At 63.7% G+C, this 18,321-nt stretch carries 17 protein-coding genes; 1 reads left to right on the forward strand and 16 read right to left on the reverse strand.

The window, feature by feature from the left end; all coding sequences use genetic code 11:
- Positions 1-190: 190 nt before the first annotated feature.
- From NKH36_RS02405 to NKH36_RS02480, 16 genes are all read right to left on the reverse strand, one after another.
- A complete protein-coding gene (locus NKH36_RS02405; protein WP_352958555.1) occupies positions 191-988 on the reverse strand; it encodes an ABC transporter substrate-binding protein in 798 nt (265 codons plus the stop codon).
- Between the two features lie 99 nt (positions 989-1,087).
- Complete coding sequence (locus NKH36_RS02410) at positions 1,088-1,795, reverse strand: aminotransferase class V-fold PLP-dependent enzyme (RefSeq protein ID WP_352958554.1); 708 nt, start codon at positions 1,793-1,795, stop codon at positions 1,088-1,090.
- 604 nt (positions 1,796-2,399) lie between these two features.
- The gene (locus NKH36_RS02415; RefSeq protein WP_352958552.1) at positions 2,400-3,128 is read right to left on the reverse strand and encodes a GntR family transcriptional regulator; all 729 of its coding nucleotides are present in this window, start codon (positions 3,126-3,128) and stop codon (positions 2,400-2,402) included.
- A 229-nt stretch (positions 3,129-3,357) separates the two neighbouring features.
- On the reverse strand, positions 3,358-3,753 hold the full coding sequence (locus tag NKH36_RS02420) for a RidA family protein (protein ID WP_352958551.1): 396 nt from the start codon (positions 3,751-3,753) through the stop codon (positions 3,358-3,360).
- A gap of 85 nt (positions 3,754-3,838) precedes the next feature.
- Positions 3,839-4,987 carry an acyl-CoA dehydrogenase family protein gene (locus NKH36_RS02425; RefSeq protein ID WP_352959824.1) on the reverse strand — a complete coding sequence of 383 codons (1,149 nt, stop codon included), beginning with the start codon at positions 4,985-4,987 and terminating at the stop codon, positions 3,839-3,841.
- Between the two features lie 239 nt (positions 4,988-5,226).
- On the reverse strand, positions 5,227-6,039 hold the full coding sequence (locus NKH36_RS02430) for an enoyl-CoA hydratase family protein (RefSeq protein ID WP_352958548.1): 813 nt from the start codon (positions 6,037-6,039) through the stop codon (positions 5,227-5,229).
- Positions 6,036-6,506: a MarR family winged helix-turn-helix transcriptional regulator gene (locus tag NKH36_RS02435; protein WP_352958546.1), complete on the reverse strand. Its 471-nt coding sequence runs from the start codon at positions 6,504-6,506 to the stop codon at positions 6,036-6,038. Before NKH36_RS02435 ends, NKH36_RS02430 begins: the two co-directional genes overlap by 4 nt.
- A complete protein-coding gene (locus tag NKH36_RS02440) occupies positions 6,500-7,273 on the reverse strand; it encodes an SDR family NAD(P)-dependent oxidoreductase (RefSeq protein ID WP_352958544.1) in 774 nt (257 codons plus the stop codon). Before NKH36_RS02440 ends, NKH36_RS02435 begins: the two co-directional genes overlap by 7 nt.
- The gene (locus NKH36_RS02445; protein ID WP_352958543.1) at positions 7,270-9,564 is read right to left on the reverse strand and encodes a bifunctional salicylyl-CoA 5-hydroxylase/oxidoreductase; all 2,295 of its coding nucleotides are present in this window, start codon (positions 9,562-9,564) and stop codon (positions 7,270-7,272) included. The genes NKH36_RS02440 and NKH36_RS02445 overlap by 4 nt, the downstream gene beginning before the upstream one ends.
- Before the next feature lie 109 nt (positions 9,565-9,673).
- Positions 9,674-10,285: a VOC family protein gene (locus NKH36_RS02450; protein WP_352958542.1), complete on the reverse strand. Its 612-nt coding sequence runs from the start codon at positions 10,283-10,285 to the stop codon at positions 9,674-9,676.
- A 106-nt stretch (positions 10,286-10,391) separates the two neighbouring features.
- A complete protein-coding gene (locus tag NKH36_RS02455) occupies positions 10,392-11,222 on the reverse strand; it encodes an ATP-binding cassette domain-containing protein (protein ID WP_352958540.1) in 831 nt (276 codons plus the stop codon).
- Entirely contained in the window at positions 11,215-12,105 is an 891-nt protein-coding gene (locus tag NKH36_RS02460; protein ID WP_352958539.1) for an ABC transporter ATP-binding protein, read from the reverse strand. The genes NKH36_RS02455 and NKH36_RS02460 overlap by 8 nt, the downstream gene beginning before the upstream one ends.
- Positions 12,102-12,950: an ABC transporter permease gene (locus NKH36_RS02465; protein ID WP_352958538.1), complete on the reverse strand. Its 849-nt coding sequence runs from the start codon at positions 12,948-12,950 to the stop codon at positions 12,102-12,104. Before NKH36_RS02465 ends, NKH36_RS02460 begins: the two co-directional genes overlap by 4 nt.
- A complete protein-coding gene (locus NKH36_RS02470; protein ID WP_352958536.1) occupies positions 12,943-13,950 on the reverse strand; it encodes an ABC transporter permease in 1,008 nt (335 codons plus the stop codon). Before NKH36_RS02470 ends, NKH36_RS02465 begins: the two co-directional genes overlap by 8 nt.
- 70 nt (positions 13,951-14,020) lie before the next feature.
- Positions 14,021-15,547: an ABC transporter substrate-binding protein gene (locus NKH36_RS02475; RefSeq protein WP_352958535.1), complete on the reverse strand. Its 1,527-nt coding sequence runs from the start codon at positions 15,545-15,547 to the stop codon at positions 14,021-14,023.
- A gap of 109 nt (positions 15,548-15,656) precedes the next feature.
- On the reverse strand, positions 15,657-17,231 hold the full coding sequence (locus NKH36_RS02480) for a phytoene desaturase family protein (protein WP_352958533.1): 1,575 nt from the start codon (positions 17,229-17,231) through the stop codon (positions 15,657-15,659).
- Positions 17,232-17,353: 122 nt separating this feature from the next.
- Here NKH36_RS02480 and NKH36_RS02485 point away from each other — a divergent pair, with 122 nt between their 5' ends.
- Positions 17,354-18,145 (forward strand): cyclase family protein, encoded by a 792-nt coding sequence (locus NKH36_RS02485; RefSeq protein WP_095487752.1) that lies wholly within the window; start codon positions 17,354-17,356, stop codon positions 18,143-18,145.
- The last annotated feature ends 176 nt before the right edge of the window (positions 18,146-18,321 follow it).

Genomic DNA, 18,321 nt, shown 5'->3' on the forward strand with positions numbered 1-18,321 from the left:
GGAGCGTTCCCGAAAGGTTTGGCGTCCCGCGACGCTAAAGCATGCTGCCGAAACCCCGAAATCGGTCGTCGGAGCGGATCATGCGTGAAAGGCAAAGGGGCCACCGCGTCCAGCGCGTTCAAGAGGCGCGCAGCGCTGCCCGTGAAATTGTGCCGGCGTGGAAAGCCGGCACGATTTCGGCAGCTGCCGCTCAGGCCTTCGGCATCGGCATTTCCTTGACGGTCGAAGAATCGGCGGGTGCGTCGCTGCCGAACCACTTCTTGTGGATCGCGGCCAGCGTGCCGTCCTTCTTCATCGCCGTCAGCGCGTCGTTCAGTTTGCCGAGCAGCGGGTGGTCCTTGGCCATCATCAGGCCGTACTGCTCGCCGGTCTTGATACGCTCTTTTACGGCGAGATCTTTCATCCTGGTGAAAGAGTATTCCAGGCCGGGAATGTCGCTGACCGCGGCGTCGACGCGACCGGCGCTGAGATCGAGCAGCAGGTTCTGCTGCGTGTCGTAGCCCTTCACCTCGCTGAACCCGCCGGCCTCCTGGTGCTGCTTGGTCCAGGCCTCCCCGGTCGAGCCGGACAGCACGCCGATGATCTTGCCATTGAGGTCGGCCTCGGACTTGATCGGGCTGTCAGCCTTGGCGGCGATGCCCATGTCGGAATCGTAGTAGGGCTGCGTGAACGACTGCGACTTCAAGCGCTCAGGGGTGATCGTGATCGACGAGATGGCAACGTCGATGCGCTTCGACGTCGTGGCGGCGAACAGGGCCTGAAATCCGAGGTCGGCGATTTCCGTGGTCATGCCGAGACGCTTGGCAGCCTCGTTGACGATGTCGACTTCAAAACCTTCGAAGGTGCCGCTTTCGTTCTTGTATTCGAAAGGCGGATTGGTCGGATAGGCGCCGACATTCAGCGTCTCCTGGGCATAGGCGGTGACTGGGCCGGCGGCGATGCCGATGGCGGCAGCGAGAAGAAGCAGATTACGGCGAGTGAAGCTCATTTTCGTTCCCTCTGGTTCGGCCACTCCCTGTGGCGCTTTTCACTTCCGTCCCTTTTCAGCGCCGTATTTCGGGCACTGCAGGCGAGGCGGCGCCTGAAGTCAGGACGCGCGGCGTTGCCGCGAGCCGATCAACTGTTGCAGACGCTCCAGCAGTGCGTCGACCGCGTCGTCCGTGGTGACCATGCCGGGAGACAGCCTGAGCGTCGCGCCGCGCGCGTCGCAGTAAAGTCGCTCATTGCGCAGCGTCGACACTGTTTTCACCGGGTCGACGCCTTGCGGCAAGGTCAGCATGACGCTGCCGCCGCGCTGGTCTGGATCGAGCGGCGTACGGACGGCCCAGCCATTGTCCAGCGCGCAGCCTACGATGCGCTCGGTCATGCCGGCGTTTTGTGCGCGGATAGACCCGACGCTTGTGTCGGCGACCCATTCGAGGCCGGGCAGCGATGCGACGCTGGCCAGGATGGCCGGCGTGCCATGGTCGAAACGTCGGGCGTCACTTGCATAGGCGAAGCTATCCAGATCCCAGGAGAACGGGTTCGGCTGGCTGAACCAGCCGCGAAGCTCGGGCCGGCATGTTGCCAGGAGATCGGGAGCCACCTGCAGGATGCCGGCGCCCGAAGTACCGCAGAGCCATTTCAGCGAGGTCGAGACGACGAAATCGACCGGCGTCTTCGCAATCGAGAAGGGCGTCACGCCGACCCCTTGCGTGATGTCGACACCGACGATGCTGCCCATCTCCCGGCCATGCGCGGCAAGCCGCGCCACGTCGCAACGGTGCGAGGCCGTCGAGGTGACGAAGGTCAGCAAAGCCAGGCCGACATCGTCCTGCCAGCGGGCGATTGAAATCCTCGTCGCGCACCCAGCTCTCGTCCGGCCGCAGCGGCACCGTATCGAGCACGAAGTCGAAGCGCTCGGCTAGACCGGCAAGCAGAAAGTGCAGGCTCGGAAAACAATCGCCCGCGAGCAGCAGGCGCTTTCCCACCAGACGCTCGGACGGCAGGGCGCCGATCAAACTGTAAAGCGCTGACGTGACGTTCTCGGCGGTGGTCAGTGTGCCTTGTGGGGCATCGATCAGGGTGTCCCAGGCATCGATGAAGCGCTGCCGCGCGGCAAGGGCGGCCGGCCACTGGCCATCGTCTTCTGCCGACCACATGCCCGAGAATTCCGACAGGGCGGCAGCCATGCGCCCCGCCTTGCCGGGAAACGTTCCGATCGAATGGTAGAGAAAATAACCAGACACTAGCGCTTTTGCTCCCTGTGATCACGTGATCACAGAACGAAATCTGGATCAATCGCTGCCCGCGAAGAAATGCGGTTCAATAGCAAAAATCGGGACGATTTTTTCCGGCCCCGAGCGGGCGCGGATCGGCACATTCCGCCGTCGATTTGGCGTTCGAGCCGCAACGGAGCTTCAGGAGGCTTTGCCGAATCCAGCGAACTCGACCGGCCTGGGCTCCGGCACGTCGGGGCAGATCACGCGCAGGGTCTCCTGCGTCGTCCTGATGTCGGCAACCACCTCTTCGCGGGCGCGGGGGAAATCGCGGTCCCTCAGCGCTGCGATGATCGCGGTGTGCCGCCCGGACGGCTCCATCGTGCCGGCGCGCATCAAAGGCGCGACATGGTTTGACAACAGCCGCATATAGGGGCCGAAGCGCAGCCACAGCGTCTCGATCAGCTGGAACAGCACGTCGGAGCCGGAGGCGCGGTAGATTGTGAAATGGAACTGCTGGTTCTTGGCGATCAGCTCGTAGATGCTGCCGTTGCGCCCGATCGCCTGCTGGTCGGCGGTGATCTGTTGCAAAGTGGCTATGTCGGGAGCGGTCAGGCGCGGCACCCCTAGTTCTGCCGCCAGCCCTTCGACGGCGACACGCGCCCGGCAGAGGTCGTCGAGCCGCGCGCGGGTGACGACCGGCACGCAGGCCGAGCCGTTCTGCGATATCTCCAGCGCGTTCTCGGCGGCGAGGCGCCGCAAGGCCTCGCGCACCGGCATGTTCGAGGTACCGAAAGCTTCGGCCAGCGAGGCAATGGTCAGCACCTGTGCCGGATCGAAGCTGCCGACCATCAGGGCATGCCGAAGCTGCTGGTAGACACCATCCTGGACGGTTACACGTCCCAATACAGGTTCAAATCCCAGAGCCACGGTTTCGTTTCCCTCCGACAGAAGCTATATGCGGTCATCGCCAACCGAAGCAGGCGTGATCATCTGATCACAAAAGCTGCGGGGAGCCAAGTCACTCGGCCGACAACGCCGAGGCAATGACGTCTGATCGAAGTCAGACGCCATTGCGTCGTTTACGGGAGAGGGTGAGGAACGGCGCCGATTGCGACAGGCTTGCGTGACTTGGGCGAGGCCGGAGAAGAGCCGAGCCTCAGTCCGGGATCACCGCTGTCGCCTGGATTTCCACTTTGGCGCGATCCTCGACCAGCGCCATCACCTGCACAGCGGCCATGGCCGGAAAATGTCGTCCAATGACCTCGCGATAGGCCTCCCCAATACCCCTGAGGTTCGCCAGATACTCGGCCTTGTCGGTAAAGTACCAGGTCATCGAGGTGATATGCTCAGGCTTGGCGCCGGCCTCGGCGAGCACGGCGATGATGTTGGCAAGCGTCTGCCGCACCTGGCCGACAAAATCATCGGTTTCGAATTGGCCTTGCCCGGTCCAGCCGACCTGGCCGCCGATGAAGATCAGTTGCCCGCGCGCGGCGACGCCATTGGCGTACCCAACAGGTTTCGCCCAGCCTTCCGGCTGAAGGATGGTGTGCATATCAAGCCTCCCGATACTCAAATCCGGTCGCAATGTTCAAAATTCGAAACTGGTCCAATCTGCAATTTTCGTCGCCAGCTCGGCCTCAGGCTGTTCCCATCACTTGCCTGGCGATGACCACTTTCTGCACGTCGGACGCGCCCTCGTAGATGCGCAACGCGCGGATCTCGCGATACAGGCTTTCGACGATATGGCCCTTGCGGACGCCGTCGCCGCCATGCAGCTGCACGGCCTTGTCGATGACCTCCTGCGCCTTGTCGGTGGCGAACAGCTTGGCCATCGCCGCTTCGCGGGTGACACGGGCCGCGCCCATGTCCTTGGTCCAGGCGGCGCGGTAAACCAGCAGAGCGGCGGCATCGACATCCAGCGCCATGTCGGAGATGTGACCCTGCACCATCTGCAGCTCGGCCATCGGCGCGCCGAACAGTTGGCGTTCGGCCACTCTTTTGATGCTTTCGTCTAGAGCACGCCGGGCAAAGCCGAGCGCCGCCGCACCGACGGTCGAGCGGAACACGTCGAGCACCGACATGGCGATGCGGAAACCGTCGCCTGGCTTGCCGATCAATGCCGAGGCCGGAACACGGGCATCGTCGAAGGACAGGCGTGCCAGCGGATGCGGCGCGATCACCTCCAGCCGTTCGGCGATCGTCAGGCCCTTGGTGTCTGCAGGCACTATGAACGCGGAAAGCCCCTTGGCGCCGGGCGCCCCGCCGGTGCGGGCGAAAACGACGTAGACATCGGCGATGCCGCCATTGGAGATCCAGGTCTTTTCACCTGCCAGCACGTAGTCATCGCCGTCACGCGTCGCCGTCATCTCCATATTGGCAACGTCCGATCCGGAGCGCGGCTCCGATAGCGCAAAGGCGGAAATCGCTTCGCCGGCGCGTGTCTTCGCCAGCCAGCGCTGCTGGTCGGGCCTGCCGAACAGGCTGAGCGCGCCGGTGCCGAGCCCTTGCATGGCGAAGGCGAAATCAGCCAGCCCGTCATGCCGGGCCAGCGTCTCGCGCGTCAGGCATAGCGTGCGCACGTCGAGCGGTTCGGGGTTGTCCGTGTCGAGCGCCGTTGATTTCAGCCAGCCGTCTTGGCCGAGCTTCGCAACCAACTCGCGGCATGCGGCGTCGACCTCGTGGTGAGCGACCGGCAGGTTCTTCGCGCACCATGCGTCCAGTTGTTCGGCGAGTGCGCGGTGTCGGTCCTCGAAGAACGGCCAGTTGAGGAAGGACCGGTCAGGCATGGGAATGCCTCGTCTCGAACTGCGCTCCACGGCGCCCCCCTCTGTCCTGCCGGACATCTCCCCCACAGGGGGGGAGATTGGCTGTCACGGGCGCTTTCGCCAATTTCCAGCGTTGCAAAAAGAGGCGAGGCAATGGAACTGCCAATCTCCCCCCAAGTGGGGGAGATGTCCGGCAGGACAGAGGGGGCCGCTGTCCCGCCAACGTGTCCGTTCTTATGAACTCAGCCGAACCTTCCATCTCAATTGCCCTCGAACACCGGCTTCTGCTTGGCCACAAAAGCCTCGTACGCCCGCTTGAAATCGCCGGTCTGCATGCAGATCGCCTGCGCCTGCGCTTCCGCCTCGATCGCCTGGTCGAGGCCCATCGACCACTCCTGGTTCAACTGCGTCTTGGTGATGCCGTGGGCGAAGGTCGGGCCGGAGACGATGCGCGCGGCCAGGTCGAGCGCGTCGACCTCAAGGTCTGCGGCATCGACCAGCCGGTTGTAGAACCCCCAGCGCTCGCCTTCCGCAGCGCTCATCGTGCGGCCGGTGTAAAGCAGTTCTGCGGCGCGGCCCTGGCCGACGACGCGCGGCAGGATCGCGCAGGCACCCATGTCGCAGCCGGCAAGGCCAACGCGGGTGAACAGGAATGCCGTTTTGGCTTCAGGCGTCGCGATACGGATGTCGGAGGCCATGGCGATAATGGCGCCGGCACCCACCGCCACGCCGTCGACCGCCGCAATGATCGGCTTGCCGCAGTTCAGCATCGCTTTGACGAGATCGCCGGTCATGCGGGTGAAGGCGAGCAACTCCTTCATGTCCATCTTCACCAGCGGGCCGATAATGTCGTGAACATCGCCGCCGGAGCAGAGATTGCCGCCATTGGGCAGGAACACCACCGCATCGACATCTTCGGCATAGACGAGGTCGCGAAAAGTATCGCGCAGCTCGGCGTAGCTTTCGAAGGTCAGCGGGTTCTTGCGCTCCGGCCGGTCGAGCCGGATTGTTGCGATCTTGCCTTCGACCTGCCAGAGGAAATGCTTCGGCTTGCGGCCGGCCATTTTTGTCATTCCCGTCCCTCCCAGTTGCTGCGGAAGGAGTCCAGCATGCCGGTCAGCCGGCGCGCCTCGTCCTCGCTCACATTGCCCAGCAGCTCGCCGATCCAGCTCTCATGTGCGGCGGCGATCACGGCGAAAGCCTTCGAACCTTCCTCCGTCAGCCGCACCATCGAGGTCCGGCGGTCGCCATTGCGCCGGGCGCGGGTAACCAGCCCTTCCGAAACCAGCCGGTCGACGATCCCGGTCACATTGCCATTGGACACCAGCAGGAAGCGCGACAGGTCGCTCATCAGCATGCCTTCCGGCGCGCGGTAGAGTGCCGCCATCACGTCGAAGCGCGGCAGCGTCGTGTTGAACTCCCGCCGCAGGCGCTCGCGCAATTCGGCCTCGATGCTGCGCGAGGCGCGCAGCAGCCGCACCCATAGGCGCAGGCGGTCCTTGCCGGGTCCGGACGGCGCGGGCAGGGGACCGGCTACCATGTCTCGCCTCCCGAGATCGAGATTGTCTGCCCGGTGATCGATTGGGCAGCATCGCCGCACAGCCACAGCACCGCGGCTGCGACTTCTTCCGGCTGGATGAAGCGACCTTGCGGGTTGGTCGAGGCAAGACTCGTCCTTGCTTCTTCAACCGTGCGACCGGTCTTTTCGACGATACGCTGGATGGATTCCTCGAGCATGTCGGTTTCGACGAAGCCAGGGCAGACGGCGTTGACCGTCACGCCGGATTTGGCGGTCTCGACCGCCAGCGCTCGCATCAGGCCGACGACGCCATGCTTGGCCGCCACGTAAGCGGCGACATAAGGATAGCCCTTCAGGCCTGCGGTCGAAGCGACGAATATGATACGGCCTGTCTTTCGGGTGATCATGCCGGCCAGCGCCGGTTTCACCGTCAGGAACGCGCCGGTCAGGTTGACGTCGAGCGTGCGCTGCCAGTCCGCGAGCGAGGTCCGCTGTGCCGGGGCGCTGCTGGACATGCCGGCATTGGCAACCACGATATCGATCGGTCCGCGCGCCGCCTCGGTTTGTCTGTACAGCGACGCCATCGCCGCCTCGTCGCTGACGTCGGCGGCGATGCCGAAAATGCGGTCGCTTTCGCTGGCGACCCCGGCAAGCGCCGCCTCGCGCCGGCCGCAGATGGTCACATCGAGGCCGGCGCCGGCCAGCCCCAGCGCGATGGAGCGACCGACGCCGGAGCCGCCGCCGGTGACCAGCGCGTGCCGTCCCGCTATCGTTGCGACGGCGCTCATACTTTCAGCCCTGCTGCCGCGTCGCGTTCGGCCAGCCGGTAGATCTGCTCGCGGCCAGGCAGATAGGGATCCGGCCATTTGACGCCGCGGTCGCCGAGCCTGACGGCGGCATGCAGTGTCCAATAGGGATCGGCGAGATGCGGCCTTGCCATCGCTACGAGATCGGCGCGGCCGGCCATCAGGATCGAATTGACGTGGTCCGGTTCGTAGATGTTGCCGACCGCCATGGTCGCCATGCCGACCTCGTTGCGGATGCGGTCGGAAAACGGCGTCTGGAACATGCGGCCGTACACCGGCCTTGCATCGGCCGAAGTCTGGCCGGCCGACACATCGCAGATGTCGACGCCTGCCTCATGCAGCAGCCGTGCGATCTCGACCGCATCGGCCGGTGTCACGCCTTCGATGCCGACCCAGTCATTGGCGGAGATGCGCATTGAAACAGGCTTCTCGGCCGGCCATGCGGCACGCACCGCATGGAAGATTTCCAAGGGATAACGCATGCGGTTTTCGAGCGAGCCGCCATAGGCGTCCGTGCGCCGGTTGGTCAGCGGCGTGATGTAGGAGGACAGGAGATAGCCGTGCGCGGCATGGATCTCCAGCATGTCGAAGCCGCAGCGCGCCGCCATCTCGGCCGAGGCGGCGAATTGATCGCGCACCAGATCCATGTCGGCGCGGTCCATCGCCTTCGGCAGCTGATTCTCAGGCGACCATGCCACCGCCGACGCCGCCATCACAGGCCAGTTGCCTGACGTCAGCGGCACGTCGGTTCCTTGCCAGCCGAGCCGGGTCGAACCCTTGGCGCCGGAATGGCCGATCTGCGCGCAGATCTTCGCCTCCGTCTCGGTATGGACGAAATCGACCAGCCGCTTCCAGGCGACTTCGTGCTCGGGCGCATAGAACCCGGTGCAGCCCGGCGTGATGCGGCCTTCCGGGCTGACGCAGGTCATCTCGATATAGACGAGGCCGGCGCCGCCCTTGGCCCGTTCGGCATAATGGGCGAAATGCCAGTCGGTCGGACAGCCGTCGACGGCCTTGTATTGCGCCATCGGTGAGACGACGATGCGGTTCTGCAGCGCCATGTCGCGCAGCCGGAACGGCGCGAACATCGGCGCTCGTCGCAGGCTGTTGCCGCCGGCGCCTGCCTGGCGCTGGAACCATTCCTCGGCGCCGGCCAGCCATCCGGCATCGCGCAGCCGCAAATTCTCGTGGCTGATGCGCTGCGAGCGGGTCAAAAGCGAATAGTTGAACTGCACCGGATCAAGGCCGAGATAGCGCTCGACCTCCTCGAACCATTCGAGCGAATTGCGCGCTGCCGACTGCAGCTTCAGCACTTCGGTGCGGCGGGCATCCTCGTATTTGCTGAACGCGGCCTCGAGGTCGGGTTCGGACTCGACATAGTCGGCCAGCGCCACCGCACTTTCCAGCGCCAGCTTGGTGCCGGAACCGATCGAGAAATGCGCGCTTGCCGCCGCGTCGCCCATCAGCGCCAGATTCCTGTAGGACCAGCGCTCGCACAGCACGCGCGGAAAATTGATCCAGGCCGAACCTCTGATATGGTTGGCGTTGGTCATCAGCGCGTGGCCGCTGAGATGCCTGGCGAAGATCCGTTCGCAGACGGTGATCGATTCCTGCTGCGACATCGCACCAAAACCGAAGCGCTCCCAGGTCTGCTCGCTGCATTCGACGATGAAGGTCGCGGTGTCTTTGTCGAACTGGTAGGCATGCGCCCATACCCAGCCATGCTCCGTCTTCTCGAAGATGAAGGTGAAGGCGTCATCGAATTTCTGTTGCGTGCCGAGCCAGACGAACTTGCATTTGCGGGTGTCGATATCGGGCTTGAACACGTCGACGAAGGCGCCCCGTGCCTTCGAATTCAACCCGTCGGCAGCGACCACTAGATCGTGCATCTCCATGTAGGGTTTGGGATCGGCGATATCGGTCTCGAAGACCAGCTTCACGCCAAGCTCGCGCGCCCGCCGCTGCAGCAGGGTGAGCAGCCGCTTGCGGCCGATGCCGCAGAAGCCGTGACCGGTCGAGACCGTGCGCACCCCGTCGTGGATCACGGCAATGTCGTCCCAGTAGGCGAAGTGCTTCCTGATCCAGACGGCACTGACCGGATCGTTCTTAGTCAGGTTGTCGAGCGTTTCGGCCGACAGCACCACGCCCCAGCCGAACGTGTCGTCGGCACGGTTGCGCTCGAACACCGTCACCTCGTGTGCGGCGTCCCTGAGCTTCATAGAGATGGCAAAGTAGAGGCCGGCTGGTCCGCCGCCGAGAACCGCAACCTTCATTCGTGCGATCTCCTCTTCGCTTCCTGCCTTCAGTATCGCGCCTGAGGTGAATTATTTCAAGCTTGAAGTTTCATAATTGAAACGACATGCCTCAGAGTGGTTTCCCAAGTCACTTTTCTGGGCTCTTCGGGCTCCACAGCACTGTCTCCGCGTCCTTTTCATAGGCCATGCCGTTGGGATAGCTGATCGCTTCCAGCTGCAGGCCCCAGGGCGCCTGGAAATAAAGGATGCTCTGGCCGGCCGCCGCACCCTCGGTAACCGGCAACGGGCCCATCCGCGTCTTGACGCCCTTTTCATCGAGATAGGCTTTCGCGGCAGCGATGTCGTCGACATAGATGGCGATGTGGAAGCCACCTATGTCGCTGTTGCGGGCCTGCAGGTCCCTCTGGTCGGGCGCGGTGTATTTGAACAGCTCGATATTCGACCCGTGGCCGCAGCGGACCAGGGTGATTTCCTCGATCACCGCCTTGGGGTCGACGCCCAGAAGATCCTGCATGAACGTGCCCTTGTCGTCGGCGAACGGGCCGAAGGACATCGCCTTCTTGCAGCCGACGATCTCGGTGAAGAAGTCGACGGCCTGCTTCATGTCGGGGACGGTAACCCCGGTGTGATCGTGTCCGCGCATGCCAGGAATGGAATCGGCTGAGGCTGTGCTGATGGTTCCACCGATAGTGCCCAGGACGGCGGCCGCAAGCGTTGCAGTTAGGAGTGCATTCTTCATCTCAGTCATCCTCTCGCGGGACATGGGTGACTTGCCGGGCGCACGCCCGAGGCCCGCTCTTCGGCGTGCGAATGAGATGTGCTGTGAATGATCGTTGCGACCGATGTCATGCCGGCGCCTTCGCCGCAGGTAGCAGCCAGCCGTCATCGATCTCGGGCAGCGGGATGGCTGCGAGAAGATCGCGCGTGTAGGCCTGCCGCGGGTTCGCGAACAAAGCGTCGGTGGCGCTTGCCTCGACGATCACGCCTTCGCGCATGACGATCACTTGCCGGCAAAGCCGCCGAATGACAGACAGGTCGTGGCTGATGAAGGCGATTGTGAGGCCCATTTCGGCGGCCAGCTTTTCCAGCAGCGTCAGGATTTGCGCCTGCGTCGAGACGTCGAGGCCGGAGACGATCTCGTCGGCCAGCACGAATTTCGGCGACAGCGCCAAAGCGCGGGCAATGCCGACCCGCTGGCGCTGGCCTCCCGACAGTTGGTGACGATAGCGGCTGGCGAAGCTTTGCGGCAGGCCGACGCGCTGCAAAGCCTCCGCGACACGCGCCTTGAGATTGTCGCCAAGCCCGTTTTGCCTGAGGGGGGCGGCGATGATGCTGAAAATGGTGCGGCGCGGATTGAGCGACGACATCGGATCCTGGAAGATCATCTGCAGGTTGCGGCGCAGTGGCCTGAGCTCGGCCTCCGGCAGATGCGTGATGTCGCGGCCGTCGAATGTGATACTGCCGGCGCTGGGCTCCAAGAGGCGCACCAAAGCGCGGCCGAGAGTCGATTTGCCCGATCCGGATTCGCCGACGATGCCCGTCACCGATCCCCTTGGCAGGTCGAAATCCAGCCCTTTCAGGATCTCCACCATCGGCGCCCGGCCGATCAGCGGCTTACGGGTCATATCAGGCAGCGCGACCTTCAGCCCGCGCACGGAAACCAGCGGCTCAGCCATGTGGCCGTCTCCAGGCCTGGTCGGCAGCGGCGATCTCTGAGGCCAGTCCGGCCAATACCGCGTCGTCCACCGGTTTCAGCGAGGCGAACGGATCGGTATAGCGCGGTGTCGCCGCCATCAGCGCTCGCGTGTAGAGGTGCTGCGGAGCCGCGAACAGCGCTGCCGTCTCGGCTTCCTCCACGACCTTGCCGGCATAGAGAACCGAAACTTTCTGGCTGATCTTGGCGACGACGCCGAGATCATGGGTGACGAACAGGATCGCCGTGCCGTGCTCACGCTGCAATTGCGCAATCAAGCGCAGGATCTGCTTCTGCACGGTCACATCCAGCGCCGTGGTCGGCTCGTCAGCGACGATCAGCCTGGGCTCGGCGGCGAAAGCGGCGGCGATCAGCACGCGCTGGCGCATGCCCCCGGAAAGCTCGTGCGGATAGCATTTGAGGACGCGGTCCGGATCGCGGATCTGAACCTCGTCGAGCAACTGGCGGATGCGGACGTCGGCTCGCTGCCCGCTCCAGCCGAGGATGCGCACCAGCCGGTCGGTCATCTGCGGCCCGATGCGGCGCGACGGGTTGAGCGCGGTCAGCGGGTCCTGCGGGATCAGCGCGGTGCGGGCGCCGATCAGCGTGCGCCTCGCCTTTGGCTGAAGCCGACCGAGGTTCTCGCCCTCGAGTAGCATATCGCCTTCGACAATGCGCACGCTGGGCGGTAGCACGCCGAGCACCGCCTTGCCGATCATCGTCTTGCCGGCGCCGCTCTCGCCGACCAGCGCGCGAACCTCGCCAGGTTGGACGGAGAGCGACACCGAACGCAGCACGCGCTGCCCATTCGCCAGCACGGCGCTCAGGCTGCGGATATCGAGGCAGGGTTTGACGGCTACACTCATCGCAGCACCGGATCGAAGCGTGCCTTGAGACCCTCGCCGAACTGGCTGAACGACAACACCGTTAGGATCAGAGTGACCAGCGGAAACACCAGCACCCACCAGGCCTGATGGATCGACAGCCGACCTTCGGCGATGATGCCGCCCCAGGTCGGGTCGTCGGTCGAGATCGACAGATTGACGAAGGACAGGATCGCCTCGACGATCACGGCGATGCCCATTTCGAGCGACAGCAGCGCCACGATCGACGGCACGACATTGGGCAGAACTTCGCGCAGCATGATGCCGATGCGGCCATAGCCGGCGATGCGGGCGTTCTCGACATAGTCCATGCGCGCCTGGCCCATGGTCTCGGCACGGATCACCCGGCAGAAGCGCGTCCAGTCGATAACCGCGATGGCGATAATGACCGAGCTCAGACCGGTGCCGAGCACGGCAACCAGCAGGATGGCGAACAGCACCGGCGGAAACGCCATCCAGACGTCGACGATGCGCGAGATGATGCGATCGGCCCAGCCACCGAAATAACCTGCGATCAGCCCGAGCGTCGAGCCGACCAGGCAGGCGGCCAAAGCCGCCGCGAAGGCGACGATGAAGGCGATGCGGGCGCCGAAGATCAGCCGTGACAGGAGATCGCGGCCGAGGCTGTCGGTGCCGAGCCAGAAGCCGGGCTCCGCGCCGCTCATCCAAAAGGGCGGCAGGCGTTCGAACATCAGGTCTTGCGCCAGCGGGTCCTGCGGTGCGATCAGCGGCGCGAAGATCGCGGCAAGCAAAGCCAGCAGCAGCCAGCCTCCGGCCAGCCAAAGCCTTGCGCCCGAGCCATGTCTTGAAATGCGGCCCTCATCCATGGCGCAGTCTCGGATTGAGCAGCGCATACATCATGTCGACGGTGAGGTTGATCAGCACGAACAGCAGCGCGAAGACCAGAACGATGCCCTGGATCAGCGGCAGGTCGCGGTTGATGACGGCGTCGATCGCCATGTTGCCGAGGCCTTCATAGGAAAACAGCCGTTCGACGATGACCGTGCCGCCGATCAGGAAGGTGAACTGCACGCCGACCAGGGTGAGCGTCGGCAGCGCGGCGTTCTTCAGCGCCTCGCGCAAAATGACCTGCGTTTCCGAAAAGCCCTTCACCCGCGCCAGCACGACATAATCGAGGTCGAGCACTTCCTTCAGCGACTGCTTCAGGAGCTGCGAAATGATCGCGGCGAGCGGCAGCGCCAGTGCCACGGCCGGCATCAGCATGTGCCCGAGCAGGTCCTTGGTCAGGTCGAAGCGCAGCCGCACGATGCTCTCGAACAGGTAGAACTGGCTGACGAAGGGCAGGTCGAGCTGCGGCGAAACCCGGCCGGAAATGTCGAACACCGGCACCAGCACGCCGAACAAAAGGATCAGCACCAGGCCCCACAAAAAGTCGGGAATGGAAAGCGCTGCACCGCTGGCGATGTCGATGCCGGCTTCGACTGCCGTGCCGCGTTCGCGCGCACCAAGGATCGCCGTCGTGCCGCCGATCGCCAGCGCCATCAGCAACGCGACGATGGCGAGTTCCAGTGTCGCCGGTAGCCGGTTGAAGACCAGCCCCAGCACGTCTTGCCTAAGCGAGATCGAGGTGCCGAAATCGCCTCTGATGACGCCCGACAGCCAGATGAAGAACTGCTGGACGATGGTCTTGTCGAGCCCATAGAGCGCACGCAGCCGGGCGATGTCGGCATCGGTTGCGCCGGGCGGCAGCATCATCGCGATCGGATCGCCGGGCGCGATGCGGATGACGACGAAGACCACGACGGCGACGCCGAACAGCGTGATCGCCATCGTCAGAAGACGGATCAGGAATCTTTGCAGCAGCATGGTCGCCTGTATGCCTGGCGGAAAATGCGCGCCGTCGTTGCGGACGGCGCGCGGCAATCCCTGGCCGATGTCAGGCCGGGGTCATCAGGGCCGGCAACAACGCGCCGGATATATGCTGCACGACATTGACGCCCTTGGCATGAACGATCGGCTGCGCATACTGGATCAGTGGCAGCACATAGGCCTGTTCGGCGATGTACTTGTCGACAGCCTTCCAGCCGGCGATGCGCTTGGCCTCGTCCTTCTCGCCCCAGAGCGGGTTGATCATGTCGATCAGATCCTGGCTGTCCCACACCGAATGCGGGCTCGGGCCATAGGTGGCAAAGCCGGTCGACGTCGTCGGATCGCCGATGGCGTTGCCCCAATTGTAGAAGGCGGCCGGCGCCAGCTTGTCGGCGGCGCGCAGTTCGTAATGCTTGGCGATCTCGTAGACCTCGATCGTTGCCTCGATACCGACCTTGCGCCACATGCCGACGATCGCCTGGATCATCTCGTAATCCTTAGGCTTGAAGCCTTTGGTCGTCTGTATCGAGAATTTGACCGGCTTTTCCGGCGAATAGCCGGAGGCGGCCAGCAATTCCTTGGCTTTTTCCGGATTGTGCTCGACTTTGATCGACGCATCGTATGCGGCGTATTCCGGCGTCTCCAGCGTGTCGATCGGCTGGCCGTAGCCGCGCAGCAGCCGATCGACCAGCAACTTCCTGTCGATCGCCATCACCGCAGCCTGGCGCACGTTCTTGTCCAGCATCACGTCGATGTCGTTGAAGAAGATCATGCCGATGTCGGAAACATTCTTGCACGAGCCGGCAAGCCCGTCGTTGGCGATCAGGCGGTCATATTCCTCATAGGGGATTTCGAGCGTCACCTGCGAGGAACCGGACTCGATTTCGGCAACGCGGCTCGCCGCATCGGTGACGAACTTGATCGTCACATTCTCAAAGGCCGGCTTGCCGCCCCAATAGTTCGGATTGGCCTTGAGCCGCAGGAAGGCGTTGCGCTCGAATTTGTCGACCATGTAGGGGCCGGTGCCGATCGGGGCTTTTTCGAAGCCTTCGGCGCCGACCTTCTCGTAATAGGCCTTCGGCATGATGTAGCCGGTCAAGAACGACATCCACTTGAAATACACCGGGTCGAACTGCACGACATCTCCGGTGATCTTGTTGCCGTCGATCTTGAAGTTGTTGACGTTCTTCCAGACGAACTGGATCGGATTCCCGGTCTTTTCGTCACCCGCCCGCTGCAGCGACCAGACTACGTCTTCGGCCGAGACCGGCGAACCGTCATGCCAGGTGACGCCGTCGCGCACCGTCATCATGATCTTGGTGCGGTCCTCGTTCCAGCCCCATTCGGTGAGCAGGCCCGGCGCGAAGGACAGGTCCGGCTTCTGCGGAATGAACTGGTCGAACACCGACTGGTAGAGGCCCTGGATCGTCGGATTGACCGCCGAAGGCCCGGTGGTCGGGTCCCAGGACGGCAGGTTGACGTTGTAGGCGATGGTCAGTTCGCCGGCTGCCTTGGCCATTTGCGGCAGGCCGATAACGGTGGCGCCAAGTGCTGCTGCGCCATATCCGAGCAATTCTCGTCTGTTGATTGTCATGGTCGTTCCCCTGTTGGTTTTCTGTGCGCGGTGTCGTTGTCGTTCGGTGGGTTCAGGCTCCTAGGGCAACCGCGCATTGCCTCTCCTTCACCCGCAAGTGTTTTGAATTCTACCTCCCGCCAAGCTGTTGGGCGAGCATATAGCCCGAGGCCGCACCGGTGCCGGCGCCCGGCCATGTTGCAGCGCCGGTGAGATGCAAATTCGTGACCGGCGTGTTCCAGCCGGCGTAGCCGCGCCCCGGTCGAAACAGGAAATTCTGCGCCAGATGGTGGCTGCCGCAGATCTGGTCGCCGCCGACGAGGTTGGGGTTCTCGCGTTCGAGGTCGATGGGCGAGAACACGGCGCGGCCGAGGATTTTCCGGCGAAGACCGGGCGCATAGGTCTCGATGATGTCGAGAACGCGCTCGGCATAGCTTTCCTTGACGTTGTTCCAGTGGGCTGGCGCGATCTTACCCGCCGCATCGCCTGACATTTCGGCGGGCAGCATGCGCACCTGCACCCACAGCACATGCTTGCCTTCCGGCGCCCGCGACGCATCGACCGCGGTCGGCTGACCGACGACCAGAACAGGCTCGTCCGGCAGCATGCCTGATGTCGCCTGTTGATAGGTCCGCGACATGGCGTCGAGCGAAGGCGACAGATGGACATAGGCAAATTGCCGAAGCTCGGCGCCGGCGCGCCAATCCGGCAGATCGTCCAGCGCCAGATGGATCATCATCGTGCCCGGCGCATGGCGGAATTTTTTCATCGCCGTGTCGAAACTGGCGTCGCCAGAACCATTCGGCAGCAGTTTGCCGGGCAGCGCCTTCGGCGCCACGCCGGCGATAACAGCCTTGGTGGCTGTATGGGTCTCGCCGGAAGCAAGCCGCACGCCGGTCGCCTTGCCGGCGGAAACCGTGATCTCGGCCACCTCAGCCCCGCTGGCGATCTTGCCGCCGGCAACGGTGATCATGCCCGACAGGGCGCGGATGATGGTGTCGGCACCGCCCTTGCCGAGCACCATGCCGAAGCACTGGCTTGCCATCGATTCCAGATAGGGGAACACCGCACCGCCGGCGATGTCGGGGGCGAAGTCGAGATGCATGCCCCAGGTGGCCAGCGTCGCCCTGACATGCGGCGACTCGAAATTCTCCTCGAGCCACGCGCGGGGTGAGGAAAGCAGCAACCGACCGGTGTCGAGCGCGCCGGCAAAACCCTTCTTGCGCCACAGGTTCCAGGCGGTGCCGGCCAGCGCGCGGCCGCCCATCGGCGCTCCCAGCAGCCGGAACAGATGTGCGGCTTCTCCAGGGAAGGCGTCAACCAGCCGCCGCCATGTGGCGGCGTCGGCTGAGGAAAAAGCTGCCATGCGCGCTGCGGTCTTTTCCAGATCGTTGCTGACGCCGAACCAGCGTCCGTCGGGAAAGGCGCTGGCGAAGCAATCGGCAACCGGCGCGAATTCCAGCCCGTGTTTTTTCAATTCATTTGCATATTTCTTGTGAAAGGCCGAGCCGGCGAACAGGCTCAGATTCATCGCGCCGAAATCGTGTCGGAAGCCTGGCAACGTGAATTCGCGGGTCTGGACGGCGCCGCCGATTGTTGCGCTGCGCTCAAAAATCCCGGTTTTCCAGCCTTTCAACCCCAGATGCGCGGCGCATGCCAGACTGTTGTGGCCTGCCCCGACGAAAATGGCGTCAAACTCGCTCACATCCCACCCAACCCATTTCCTTTATGCTTAAAGATAATTGCAGATGCATATGTTTTCGTCTAGTAGGATATTAAGGGCCGCAACGAGCCTTCAGAACCATCCAAGAAGAGGGAACAAAGACCATGGACACGCAAAAACTCCTCGGCGAGGTCGCCGGCCAGCTTCTTTCAGGCGCCATCCAGGTGGTCGACCTGACGGCGCCGCTTGGGCCGAATACGCCGCTGATCAAGCTGCCGCCGGAACTCGCCGTCGATACGCCGAAGGTCGAGATCCATGCCATTTCGGCCTATGACAAGAATGGTCCGTGGTGGGCCTGGAACTGGCTGAAGCTCGGCGAACACTCGGGCACGCATTTCGACGCGCCGCAGCACTGGATCACCGGCAAGGATTATCCGGACGGCGCCACCGACACCATTCCGGCGCAGAACTTCGTCGGACCGGTCAATGTCATCGACTGCTCGAAGCAAGCCGCTGCCGATCACGATTTCCTGCTCACCGTCGACCACATCAAGGCGTGGGAAGCCGAACACGGCACGATCAATGCCGGCGAATGGGTGGTGATGCGCACCGACTGGTACAAGCGCAACGGCTCGGAAGCCGAGTTCCTCAACGCCGACGAGACCGGGCCGCACACGCCCGGACCGACGGCCGAGGCCATCCAGTTTCTGATCAGCAAGGACATCAAGGGCTGGGGCAGCGAGACGATCGGCACGGATGCCGGCAAAGCAGGGGGAATGGAGCCGCCATTCCCGGCGCACAGCCTGATGCACAAGGCCAACCGCTACGGGCTCGCCAGCCTCTGCAACCTCGACCGGCTGCCGCCGAAGGGCGCAATCCTGATCGCAGCACCGCTCAAGATCGAGCACGGCACCGGCAGCCCGATCCGCGCACTGGCGCTGGTGCCACGGCATTAGGACGAGGTGGCGGTCTTCGGGAGAAGATCATGCTCGCATGCAACGCTGTAGTGACGATTTGGGAGCAGCAGCCTTGCAGCGCTGCGGCTCTACGGCGCCCCCCTCTGTCCTGCCGGACATCTCCCCCACTTAGGGGGAGATCGGCTATCATCGCCGCCTTCGCCAATCGCCAACGT

The sequence above is a fragment of the Mesorhizobium sp. M1312 genome (assembly GCF_040318115.1).
Classification (GTDB): Bacteria; Pseudomonadota; Alphaproteobacteria; order Rhizobiales; family Rhizobiaceae; genus Mesorhizobium.

Bases quoted from the DNA above. Each gene is read 5' to 3' on its own strand.
- NKH36_RS02455 (WP_352958540.1), bottom strand. From the start codon at position 11,222: ATGGCTGAGCCGCTGGTTTCCGTGCGCGGGCTGAAGGTCGCGCTGCCT.
- NKH36_RS02440 (WP_352958544.1), bottom strand. From the start codon at position 7,273: ATGAGCGCCGTCGCAACGATAGCGGGACGGCACGCGCTGGTCACCGGC.
- NKH36_RS02485 (WP_095487752.1), top strand. From the start codon at position 17,354: ATGGACACGCAAAAACTCCTCGGCGAGGTCGCCGGCCAGCTTCTTTCA.
- NKH36_RS02435 (WP_352958546.1), bottom strand. From the start codon at position 6,506: ATGGTAGCCGGTCCCCTGCCCGCGCCGTCCGGACCCGGCAAGGACCGC.
- NKH36_RS02430 (WP_352958548.1), bottom strand. From the start codon at position 6,039: ATGACAAAAATGGCCGGCCGCAAGCCGAAGCATTTCCTCTGGCAGGTC.
- NKH36_RS02460 (WP_352958539.1), bottom strand. From the start codon at position 12,105: ATGAGTGTAGCCGTCAAACCCTGCCTCGATATCCGCAGCCTGAGCGCC.
- NKH36_RS02465 (WP_352958538.1), bottom strand. From the start codon at position 12,950: ATGGATGAGGGCCGCATTTCAAGACATGGCTCGGGCGCAAGGCTTTGG.
- NKH36_RS02425 (WP_352959824.1), bottom strand. From the start codon at position 4,987: ATGCCTGACCGGTCCTTCCTCAACTGGCCGTTCTTCGAGGACCGACAC.
- NKH36_RS02405 (WP_352958555.1), bottom strand. From the start codon at position 988: ATGAGCTTCACTCGCCGTAATCTGCTTCTTCTCGCTGCCGCCATCGGC.
- NKH36_RS02450 (WP_352958542.1), bottom strand. From the start codon at position 10,285: ATGAAGAATGCACTCCTAACTGCAACGCTTGCGGCCGCCGTCCTGGGC.
- NKH36_RS02470 (WP_352958536.1), bottom strand. From the start codon at position 13,950: ATGCTGCTGCAAAGATTCCTGATCCGTCTTCTGACGATGGCGATCACG.
- NKH36_RS02420 (WP_352958551.1), bottom strand. From the start codon at position 3,753: ATGCACACCATCCTTCAGCCGGAAGGCTGGGCGAAACCTGTTGGGTAC.
- NKH36_RS02445 (WP_352958543.1), bottom strand. From the start codon at position 9,564: ATGAAGGTTGCGGTTCTCGGCGGCGGACCAGCCGGCCTCTACTTTGCC.
- NKH36_RS02475 (WP_352958535.1), bottom strand. From the start codon at position 15,547: ATGACAATCAACAGACGAGAATTGCTCGGATATGGCGCAGCAGCACTT.